Source organism: Micromonospora sp. URMC 107 (assembly GCF_051386315.1).
Classification (GTDB): Bacteria; Actinomycetota; Actinomycetes; order Mycobacteriales; family Micromonosporaceae; genus Micromonospora.
The window spans coordinates 1-8,160 of sequence record NZ_JBPQTK010000190.1; the positions used below are offsets into that span (position 1 = coordinate 1).

An 8,160-nucleotide genomic window follows, 5' to 3' on the forward strand; every position below is an offset into this window, starting at 1 on the left:
ACGCCGCGCCCGCCCCGGTCACGCCCGCCGGCGGCCCCGCACAGGGCGAGCGCGGCGTCGGTCCGCCGGTCTAGAGTGGGGCGCCGACCGACCTTGGCCACGGGGGATGGGATGACGATGCGCGACACCGACCGGGCCCTGGTGCAGGCCGCCACGGCGGTCGCCAAGCTGCGCTGCCGCAGCGAGAACCACACGGTCGCCGCCGCCGCGCGGACCACCGACGGCCGGGTGTTCACCGGGGTCAACGTCTACCACTTCACCGGCGGCCCCTGCGCCGAGGTGGTCGCGGTCGGCGCCGCCGCCACCCAGGGCGTCACCGAGCTGGAGACGATCGTCGCCGTGGGCGACCGGGGGCGCGGGGTGATCCCGCCCTGCGGGCGCTGCCGACAGGTGCTGCGCGACTACTTCCCCACCGTCCGGGTCATCGTCGGGCCGATGGACGCGCTGCGCGTGGTGCACGTCGCCGAACTGCTGCCGGAGACCTACGTCTGGGCCGACCAGCAGCTCGACGGGCCGACCGGCCCGCTGCCCACGCCACGACCGGCCGACTGACGCCCCGGGCCGTCAGTCGCCGGCGGCGGCCTCCAGCATCGACCGGGGCATCGGCACGTCCTCGAAGCGCACGTTGCCCTCCGGCACCATCCAGCTCATCACCCGCACGCCCAGCCGCCCGGCCCGCACGGCCGGGTCGTTGCGGTACAGCTCGCGGGCCTCCTGCGGGGAGACGGAGAGCACGACCAACCCGCGCACCCGCTCGTCGTCGGCGTCGACGAACGGGCCCGCGGCCAGGACGAGCCCCTGCTCCACCAGCCCCGCCTGGTGGGCCAGGTGGGCGTCCTGCAACCGGTCGGCCGCGTCCAGCGGCAGTTCCGGCGCGTCCGACGGCCGGACCAGGAGCACCACGGTGTGCTGGTCGAATCGCATGCCCCACACCCTAGGCCGGCCGGGGCCCCGCGCCGCCCGGATCCGGCGCTCTCCGCCCTGGTCAGCGCCGCCCGGATCGACAACCGCGAGTTAGGCCCGGCCAGGGCGTTCGGCTACGGTAAGGCGACCCTAAGCCCGAACGTGCAGGAGCCTCGTGACCACCCTCGCCACCCGACCGGCGCCGGCCGGCGCCCGGCCCCGGGCGCGTGGTGGCCGGCGGCTCGCGGTCACCGTCGCCGCCGCGCTGGTGCTGCTGCTGGCCGTGCTGGCGAGCTTCGCCCTCGGCAGCCGGGCGCTGGCCGTCGACGAGGTGTGGCGCGCGCTGGTGGCCCCGGACGGCGGCGAGGCCGCCACCATCGTGCGGGAGCTGCGGATGCCGCGCACCGCGCTGGGCCTCGCCGTCGGGCTGGCGCTCGCCGTCGCCGGGGTCCTCTTCCAGGCCCTCACCCGCAACCCGCTGGCCGAACCGCGGATCCTCGGCATCAGCGCCGGCGCGTCGTTCGGTGTGGTGCTGGCCATCTCCGTCTTCGGCGTGGGCACCCTCGCCGGCTACGTCTGGTTCGGCATCGCCGGCGCGCTCGGCGCCGGCGTGCTGGTCTTCGCCGTCGCGGCCAAGGCCCGCGAGGGCGCGAGCCCGGTCACCCTCGCGCTGGTCGGCGCGGCCCTCGACGCCAGTCTCGCCTCCGTGGTGTACGCGCTGCTCAGCATGGATGCCCGCACCTTCGAGGAGTACCGCTTCTGGGTGGTCGGCGGGCTGACCGGCCGGGACCTCACGGTGGCCGCCCAGGTGCTGCCGTTCGTGCTCGCCGGGCTGGCGCTGGCCGCGCTGGTCGCCCGGGGCCTGGACGCGCTCGCCCTCGGCGACGACGTGGCCCGGGGCCTGGGGCACCGGATCGGGCTGGTCCGTCTCGGCGGCGGCGTCGCCGCGGTGCTGCTCACCGGGGCGGCCGTCGCCGCGGCCGGGCCGATCGCGTTCGTCGGGCTCGCGGTGCCGCACCTGGCCCGCGCCCTGGTCGGCGCCGACCACCGCTGGACCCTCGCGGTCTCGGCGCTGCTCGGGCCCGCGCTGCTGCTCGGCGCCGACGTCGTCGGCCGGCTCGTCGCGCCGCCCGGGGAGGTGCCCGCGGGCATCGTCACCGCGCTGATCGGCGCCCCGCTGCTGGCCTTCCTGGTCCGCCGCGCGAAGGTCGTGACGGCGTGACCGCCCCCGTCACCCCGGCCGTCGGACGGCCGGCGGGCCGACCCCGGCTGGGCGTCACCGCGCTGCCCGGGCGGTCGCTGGTGCGGATCGGCCCGGTCGCCGTGCAGGTCCGGCGCCGTTCGGTGCTGGTCGCCGCGGCGCTGGTCGTGCTGCTGCTGGCCGCGGGGGTGCTCAGCCTCTCCCTGGGCACCCCGTACGTCGCCCCGGCCGACGTGCTGCGCGCCCTCTCCGGCGCCGGCACCCCGTACGACCTGGTGGTCCTGGACCTGCGGCTGCCCCGGCTGGTGCTGGCCGCGGTGGCCGGCGCGGCCTTCGGGGTGGCCGGCACGCTGATCCAGAGCGTGGCCCGCAACCCGCTCGCCAGCCCCGACGTCGTCGGCATCACCCAGGGCGCCGGTCTCGCCGCGACGGTGGCCCTGACCGGCGGCGTCGCCGCCGTCCTCGTGGCGCCGGCGGCGCTGCTCGGCGGGCTGGTCGCCGCCGTGCTGCTGTTCGTCCTCGGCGCCCGGCACGGGCTGGCCGCCCAGCGGTTCGTGCTCGCCGGCGTGGCGGTCGCCTTCGCGCTGCGGGCCCTGACCGAGGTGGTCATGCTCACCGCCGACCCGATCGACGGGCTGCGCGCGCAGATCTGGCTGATCGGCACGCTCGCCGGCAAGGGCTGGACCGAGAGCCTCTGGATCGCCCTCACCCTGGCCGCGCTCCTGCCGGTGCTGGCCTGGGCCGGCTGGGCGCTCAACAGCACCGCCCTGGACGACGACACCGCCCGGGGGATCGGCCTGCGCCCGGTGGCCCGCCGGGTCGGCCTCGCCGGCACCGGGGTGCTGGCCGCCGCGATGGTCACCGCCCAGGTCGGCGCGGTGGACTTCGTCGCCCTGGTCGCCCCGCAGCTGGCCCGCCGGCTGGTCCGCGCCGAGCGCCCGCCGCTGGTCTGCGCCGCGCTGCTCGGGGCGCTGCTGCTGGTGCTGGCCGACCTGGGCGGCCGGCGGCTGTTCGCCCCCACCCAGCTGCCCGCCGGCGTGCTGACCGCCGCCATCGGCGGCCCGTACCTGATCTTCCTGCTGCTCCGCGGCCGGCGGCGGTCCTCGTGATGTCCCACCCTGGCAAGGAGGCGTGATGCTCTCCACCCGCGACCTGGTCGCCGGCTACGACGAGCGGACCGTGCTGGACGGGCTCGACCTGGAGCTGCCCGGCGACGCGTTCACGGTGATCGTCGGCCCCAACGCCTGCGGCAAGTCCACCCTGCTGCGCACCATGGCCCGCCTGCTCACGCCCCGGCGCGGCGCCGTGCTGCTGGACGGCACCGCCATCCGGGACCTGCCGACCCGCGAGGTCGCCCGCCGGCTCGGCGTGCTGCCGCAGAGCCCGCTGGTGCCGGAGGGGGTGACCGTCGCCGACCTGGTCGGCCGGGGCCGGCAGCCGTACCAGCGGTGGTGGCGGCAGTGGTCGGAGTCCGACGGCGTCGCCGTCGACCGGGCCATGGCGCTCGCCGACGTGACCGGGCTGGCGGACCGGCCGGTGGACACCCTCTCCGGCGGGCAGCGCCAGCGCGTCTGGATCGCCATGACGCTCGCCCAGGACACCGAGGCGTTGCTGCTGGACGAGCCCACCACCTTCCTCGACCTCGCCCACCAGGTGGAGGTGCTGGACCTGCTGCACCGGCTGCGCGTCGAGCGGGGGCGCACGGTCGTCGCCGTGCTGCACGACCTCAACCAGGCCGCCCGGTACGCCGACCACCTGATCGCGATGCGCTCCGGCGCCGTGGTGGCCGCCGGGCCGCCCCGGGAGATCCTCACCGCCGACCTGGTCCGGGACGTCTTCGGCCTCGACTGCGTGGTCGTGCCCTGCCCGGTGACCGGGGCGCCCCTGGTGGTGCCCGCGCTCACCAGTCCCTCCCTGGCTCGCCCCTCCGCCGGGGACGCGGCGACGCCGCTGACCGGCTCGTACCCTTCGAAAGGAATCTGATGCGTCGTCTCGCCGCCGCCCTCACCGCGGCGCTGGCCCTCGGCGTCGGTCTCACCGCCTGTGGTGAGAGCGACCCGGTCGCCGGCACCACCACCGGGGAGACCCGGGAGATCACCCACGCCATGGGCACCACCAAGGTGCCGGCGGAACCCAAGCGGGTCGTCGTGCTCGACACCGACAAGATCGACACGGCCCTGTCCCTGGGCGTCACGCCCGTCGGCGCCGCCACCGCCGGTGAGGCGAAGAGCTGGCCGACCTACTTCGGCGAGGAGAAGCTGGCCGCCATCAAGGAGGTCGGGGTGCTCACCGAGCCCGACCTGGAGGCCATCAACGCCCTCAAGCCGGACCTGATCCTCGGCAGCAAGTTCCGCCAGGAGAAGTTCTACGACGAGCTGGCCGCCATCGCGCCGACCGTCTTCACCGAGAAGGTCGGCATCACCTGGAAGGAGAACTTCCTCTTCGACGGCAAGGCGCTCGGCAAGGAGCAGCAGGCCAAGGACCTGCTGGCCACGTACGAGACGCGGGCCAGGGAGTTCGGCGGCAAGCTCGGCGACGCGGCCGACCGTAAGGTCTCCATCGTCCGCTTCATGCCGACCGAGATCCGGGTGTACGGGCCGGACTCGTTCTCCGGCATCGTCATCGGCGACACCGGGCTGGGCCGCCCCGAGCGGCAGCAGCTCACCGGCAAGGAGGACCGGCGGATGGACCGGGTCAGCCCGGAGCGGATCGGCGAGGTCGACGGTGACGTCGTCTTCGTGACCGCGTACGGCGAGAAGGCCGCCGCCGAGCAGGCCAAGGTCACCGGCGGGACGCTCTGGAAGGGGCTGTCGGCGGTCAAGGCGGGCAAGGCGCACGTCGTCTCCGACGAGATCTGGATGACCGGCATCGGCATCGGCGCCGCCAACAAGATCCTCGACGACCTGGAGAAGTACCTCACCGCCTGACCCCGGTCGCGCGCGGCAGCCGCTACGGCTGCCGCGCGTCACCCGCCACGGACTCGCCGGCGGCGCGCCGCAGCGAGCGGTAGCGGGGGAGGTCCTCGCGGGCCGGCCCGCCCTGCCGGATGCGCTCGACCGGCCGCACCGCCGGCTGGTCCGGCACCCGGGGCGCCTCCCCGCTCTCCGTCACCAGGTCCTCGGTCTCCTGGACCAGGTAGTGCGGCCGGCGCTTGGTCTCGTAGTAGATCCGGCCGATGTACTCCCCGATCACGCCCAGGATCGTCATCTGGATGCCGCCGAGGCCGATCACGCTGACGATGATGGTGGTGTAGCCGGGAACGTCGATCCCCTTGTCGACGGCGTCCGCGACCACCCAGGCCATGTAGACCACCGCGATCAGGGTGAGGAACAGGCCGGCGTAGATCGCCAGCCGCAGCGGCCGGTTGTTGAACGACAGCAGCCCGTCGAACGCGTAGTTGAACAGCTTGCCGAACGTCCACCTGCTCCGGCCCGTCTGCCGGGTCTGGTTGCCGTGCGCGACCACCACCGTGCGGAACCCGATCCAGGAGAACAGCCCCTTCGAGAAGCGGTTGTACTCCGGCATCGCCAGCACCGCGTCCACCGCGAGTCGGGACAGCAGCCGGAAGTCACCCGCCCCGTCCAGCAGCCGCACGTCGATCCACCAGTTGACCACCCGGTAGAAGGACCGCGAGGCCAGCATCCGTACGAAGCGGTCCCCGCGCCGGTCCCGGCGGGCGATCACCTGGTCGAAGCCCTGCCGGTACAGCGCCACCATGTCGGGCAGCAGGCGCGGCGGATGCTGGAGGTCGGCGTCCATGATGACGACCGCGTCCCCGGTGGCCCGCTCCAGCCCGGCCAGCATCGCCGCCTCCTTGCCGAAGTTCCGGCTCAGCGACGTGTACCGCACGGTGGGATCGGCGGCGGCGAGCCGGCGCAGCGCCACGAGGGTGCCGTCGGAGCTGCCGTCGTCGACGTAGACCACCTCGACCTCGACGTCGGACAGCTCCGCGACCGCGGCGGTCACCGCCGTGTGCAACCGCTCCACCGAGGCCTCCTCGTTGAAGCAGGGCACCACCACCGACAGGCGCATCCTCGTCACCCCGCCCGGCCGGTGCCCGTGGGTGCCCGGCTGGCGCCGCGCCGCCCCGCGCCTTCACAGGCGGTAGACCAGCACACCATCGATCTCCTCCCGGGTGATGCCCAGCCCGTCGAACGGCCGGTTCGCGATGCCCTCCCAGGGCGTGCCGGCGGTCCAGCCCGGCAGGGCGACCACGGACCGCACCCCGATGCCCCGCAGGTACGCCACGCTGCCCGGGTCGGGGAAGGCGGCCGTCGCGGCCCGGGTCTGCGCCTGGGTGACCGGCTCGAACCCGGCCAGCCCGTTCGTCACCCGGGGGAACCCGTCCGTCGTCCACAACATGAAGATCAGATCGACCGCGCCGCCGGCGGGCAGCACCAGCATCGGTTCCCCCGCCGTACGCATCGCGGCCGGTGGCGTCGGCACCACCGGATGCGCCGTCCGGTTGACCCCCTCCAGCCCGACCAGGGCCAGGGGCACCAGCAGGACCACCGGGGCCAGGAACCCGACCCAGCCCCGGGACGACCACCGCCGCACCGCCGTGGCGAACACCGTCACCGCGCCCGCCGCCAGCACGGCCAGCAGGAGGCTGGTCCAGTGCATCATCCGGCCCGGCGTGCGCAGCGCGTCCCAGCCCGGCAGGTGCTTGGACAGCGTCAGGTAGCCCGGATCGCCGTCGCCGCCGAGGGTGACGCCCAGGCCCAGCAGCACCGTGCCGAGCACACCGAGCCCCAACGCGACTCGGTGCCGGGCCGGGAACACCGAGACGAACAACCCCGCCGCGGCCAGCGCGAGCAGGACCATCCCGGGCAGCAACGCCATCTCCGGCGGCCAGGAGAGCTGTTCCCGGGCCGCCGCGTGCCGCTCGCCCCACCACCACGAGTCGGCCGGGGCGGTGACGAAGCCGATCAGCGGCGGCGAGAACATCTCCGTCCAGGCCAGCGACCGCTCGGCCTGCGGATTGAGGTCGACGACCTTCAGGTAGACCAGGCCCAGCAGCAGCGTCACCGCGCCGAAGACGGCCCCGCCGGCCAGGTTGGCGACCAGCAGCCGCCGGCCGAACGCGGGTCGTCGCCCGCGCCGCCACCACGACCAGCCGTAGCCGCCGGCCCCGACCAGCACCGCGGCCAGCAGGAAGTACACCAGCGGCAGCCCGATGCCGAAGCCCAGGCTGATCTGCCAGGCGGCGACGAGCCAACCCGCCAGGGCCCAGCCCGGACGTCGTCGCTCCGGCCGGTACCCGTGCCGCAGCGACCAGCCGTGCCCGCGGGCCAGCATCGCCAGGCACAACGCGATCCCGCCGCTGGAGAGGATGTTCAGGTGGCCGGAGTGCGCCAACCGCCAGGGCGCGTACGCCCACGCGACCCCGGCGACCGCTCCGCCCAGCCGGCCCGCCCCGAGCTGCCGGGCCAGCGCGTACGCCCCGACGAAGGCCAACGCGTGCACCAGAACGTACATCACGTTGTACCGGACCAGGGCGGCCTCGAAGCCCGAGCCGAGCATCCCGAACGGGGCGTAGCCGAGCAGGGTGTCGCTGTAGGCGTACGTGTGCGTCTCGGGGAAGAACGTGTTCGAGTGCCAGAGACCGGTTGGGTTGCTGAGCACGGCGTGCCCGGCCCAGGCCATCTGCCACGCCTGCAACGTGGGGTCGCCGATGTCGCCGGGGATGGTGCTCGCGGGATGCCGCATCGTCGGCCAGGTCAGCACCACCGCCAGCAGCAGCCCGCCGAGCACCGCCAGCGTCCATTCGTGTCGCAGCCACCGCCACCGCTCCGGCCGGCCGGGGTCCCCGGTGGGGGGATCCTCGTCGTGCTCGGCGATCTCGGCGGGCGGTCGGGCGTCCGTGGACCCGGTGGTCATGAAGATAGATGATTCACGATGCGGGTTGTCGTGTCGATCCGCCGTCCGAGATGTGGGCTGTCGGGCGGGTCCACCGACCCGTGATCCCCCGCGCGGCAAAGGCCGACGACGGGGCGTCGCGGGCGATGCGGGGCCGCCCGGCCCGGCCGATGTCGGGCCGGACCGGGCGGGCGGGT

At 74.9% G+C, this 8,160-nt stretch carries 8 protein-coding genes; 5 read left to right on the plus strand and 3 right to left on the minus strand.

Annotation, left to right across the window (positions count from 1 at the left end; all coding sequences use genetic code 11):
- Positions 1 to 111: 111 nt before the first annotated feature.
- On the plus strand, positions 112 to 552 hold the full coding sequence (locus ACSNN9_RS26765) for a cytidine deaminase (protein ID WP_358087248.1): 441 nt from the start codon (positions 112 to 114) through the stop codon (positions 550 to 552).
- Positions 553 to 564: 12 nt separating this feature from the next.
- On the opposite strand, the gene ACSNN9_RS26770 is transcribed toward ACSNN9_RS26765, so the two are convergent.
- Positions 565 to 924, minus strand: a complete 360-nt coding sequence (locus ACSNN9_RS26770) for a YciI family protein (RefSeq protein ID WP_436676022.1) — start codon at positions 922 to 924, stop codon at positions 565 to 567.
- Positions 925 to 1,078: 154 nt separating this feature from the next.
- On the opposite strand from ACSNN9_RS26770, the gene ACSNN9_RS26775 reads away from it, so the two are divergent.
- Genes ACSNN9_RS26775 through ACSNN9_RS26790 form a run of 4 tightly spaced genes read left to right on the plus strand, consistent with a single transcriptional unit; the run spans position 1,079 to position 5,031 of the window.
- Positions 1,079 to 2,125: a FecCD family ABC transporter permease gene (locus tag ACSNN9_RS26775; protein ID WP_436676023.1), complete on the plus strand. Its 1,047-nt coding sequence runs from the start codon at positions 1,079 to 1,081 to the stop codon at positions 2,123 to 2,125.
- The gene (locus tag ACSNN9_RS26780) at positions 2,122 to 3,213 is read left to right on the plus strand and encodes a FecCD family ABC transporter permease (RefSeq protein WP_436676024.1); all 1,092 of its coding nucleotides are present in this window, start codon (positions 2,122 to 2,124) and stop codon (positions 3,211 to 3,213) included. Before ACSNN9_RS26775 ends, ACSNN9_RS26780 begins: the two co-directional genes overlap by 4 nt.
- A gap of 25 nt (positions 3,214 to 3,238) precedes the next feature.
- Entirely contained in the window at positions 3,239 to 4,087 is an 849-nt protein-coding gene (locus tag ACSNN9_RS26785; RefSeq protein WP_358087242.1) for an ABC transporter ATP-binding protein, read from the plus strand.
- Positions 4,087 to 5,031 (plus strand): ABC transporter substrate-binding protein, encoded by a 945-nt coding sequence (locus ACSNN9_RS26790; protein WP_436676025.1) that lies wholly within the window; start codon positions 4,087 to 4,089, stop codon positions 5,029 to 5,031. The genes ACSNN9_RS26785 and ACSNN9_RS26790 overlap by 1 nt, the downstream gene beginning before the upstream one ends.
- Before the next feature lie 22 nt (positions 5,032 to 5,053).
- Here ACSNN9_RS26790 and ACSNN9_RS26795 read toward each other — a convergent pair whose 3' ends face one another.
- Both ACSNN9_RS26795 and ACSNN9_RS26800 read right to left on the minus strand, forming a co-directional pair.
- The gene (locus tag ACSNN9_RS26795; RefSeq protein ID WP_436676026.1) at positions 5,054 to 6,145 is read right to left on the minus strand and encodes a glycosyltransferase family 2 protein; all 1,092 of its coding nucleotides are present in this window, start codon (positions 6,143 to 6,145) and stop codon (positions 5,054 to 5,056) included.
- A gap of 54 nt (positions 6,146 to 6,199) precedes the next feature.
- Positions 6,200 to 7,984 carry a hypothetical protein gene (locus ACSNN9_RS26800; RefSeq protein WP_436676028.1) on the minus strand — a complete coding sequence of 595 codons (1,785 nt, stop codon included), beginning with the start codon at positions 7,982 to 7,984 and terminating at the stop codon, positions 6,200 to 6,202.
- Between the last annotated feature and the right edge of the window lie 176 nt (positions 7,985 to 8,160).